Consider the following 1,708-nt stretch of genomic DNA (forward strand, 5'->3'; position numbering starts at 1 on the left):
ACGTCAGGCGGAGCTCACGGAGGACGAGCTTGCGCTTACCAACGATATGAACCTTCTGACACTTAAGCCGACGCTTTACGTGGCGAATGTTGCTGAGGACGAGGCAGCGACGGCACAGGACGATAACGAATTCGTTCAGCGCGTGAAGGAATACGCGGCAAAGGAAAATGCCGAGGTCATCGCCATCTCTGCCCGTGTAGAGTCGGAGATTGCGGAGCTTGACGAGGAGGAAGCAAAGGAATATCTTGAGACCATCGGTCTTGAGGAATCCGGCCTTGACCGCCTCATTAAGGCAGCCTTCAAGCTGCTTGGCCTTCTGACGTTCCTTACGGCAGGCCCGGACGAGGTTCGCGCGTGGACTATCCGCAACGGCACAGTTGCACCGAAGGCAGCAGGAAAGATTCATTCGGATATTGAGCGCGGATTTATCCGTGCGGAGATTGTAAATTATGACGACCTTATCGAAGCAGGCAGCACCGCAGCGGCCCGTGAAAAAGGAAAGGTCCGTCTTGAGGGCAAGGACTACGTCATGCAGGACGGCGACGTAACGTACTTCAGATTTAACGTGTAAATAAAAAGAGACTGTGAAAATTCACAGTCTCTTTTTTTATGCCGTCAAATAAAATACATCATGGTCTCGTCCTGCCGTTTGTTTTCCGTTTCCGTGAGGACGTCTGCCAGGGAGACATTCTGGAGTGTTCCCTTCAGAGCTTCATTTATGGGCTGATAGATGATTGCTTCGAGGGCTTCATCAAGGGCGGCGACCTTTCCGTTGGTGGAGGAAGCGGTTTCCTCTACCAGACTCAGCTCAATGGCGGAGAGTATATCATAGGCGCTTATATCTTTCGGCTTTCTTGCCAGCTGATAGCCACCCTGCGAGCCTTTGATGGACAGCACCAGCTTCGCCCGTTTCAGCAGGGAAAAGACCTGCTCAAGATAGATTTTGGATATGCCGAGCTTTTCGGATATGCTTATAATCGTAATGGGAGTTCCTGATGCGTAATTTACCGCGAGGTGCGTCATTGCGGCGAGTCCGTAGCGTCCTTTGGCGGATATTTTCATTCTTTTTCACCCCTTTTTAGAAATCATATATATATAATATGATATATGGGCAAAAGAAAAAAGTCAATACATAGATGAATGATATGTTTTTGCTTTCCCCTGCGAATACTTCCTTTACAAAGAATGGACAAATGATTACAATAGATAAATAGCACGTTACGAAAGCAGGATAGAAAATGGAAGAAGAGAGCAGTAAATTGTCTAATTCGAAGGAGATAAAAAACGGAATTCACGACGGCATACCTATCGCCCTGGGCTATCTTGTGGTGGGATTTACCCTCGGTATAGCGGCGAGAAACGCGGGGCTGACGCCGATACAGGGATTTTTGGCGAGCTTTTTCAACAACGCGTCAGCAGGGGAGTACGCGGCGTTCACTCTGATTGAGGCGGATGCGCCCTATCTGGAGCTGGCGCTTATGACGCTTATTGCCAATGCCAGATACATGCTCATGAGCTGTGTTATCAGCCAGAAGCTGGCGCCTGATGTTTCTGTATGGCACCGCATTTTTGTGGGCTTTGATATGACAGACGAAATTTTCGGTATTGCAGCGGCGCGGAAGAATCCGCTGAATCCCTTTTATAACTATGGAGCCATGATTGTTGCCCTTCCGGGCTGGGCAGGCGGTACCATGCTGGGTGTGCTGGC

The 1,708-nt window shown here is 49.5% G+C and carries 3 protein-coding genes; 2 read left to right on the plus strand and 1 reads right to left on the minus strand.

Features of this window, described 5'->3' with window-relative positions:
- The coding region (locus tag ACY69O_RS02845; protein ID WP_462331957.1) for a DUF933 domain-containing protein at positions 1-571 on the plus strand (571 nt) is incomplete at its 5' end.
- A gap of 44 nt (positions 572-615) precedes the next feature.
- On the opposite strand, the gene ACY69O_RS02850 is transcribed toward ACY69O_RS02845, so the two are convergent.
- Positions 616-1,062, minus strand: coding sequence for an RrF2 family transcriptional regulator (locus tag ACY69O_RS02850; RefSeq protein WP_462331958.1), 447 nt, complete (start codon positions 1,060-1,062; stop codon positions 616-618).
- Between the two features lie 176 nt (positions 1,063-1,238).
- Between ACY69O_RS02850 and ACY69O_RS02855 the strand changes: the two genes are divergently transcribed.
- The coding region (locus ACY69O_RS02855; protein WP_462331959.1) for an AzlC family ABC transporter permease at positions 1,239-1,708 on the plus strand (470 nt) is incomplete at its 3' end.

Source organism: Schwartzia sp. (in: firmicutes) (assembly GCF_978017985.1).

Coding starts and splice junctions, on each gene's coding strand:
- ACY69O_RS02850 (WP_462331958.1), bottom strand. CDS start 1,062: ATGAAAATATCCGCCAAAGGACGCTACGGACTCGCCGCAATGACGCAC.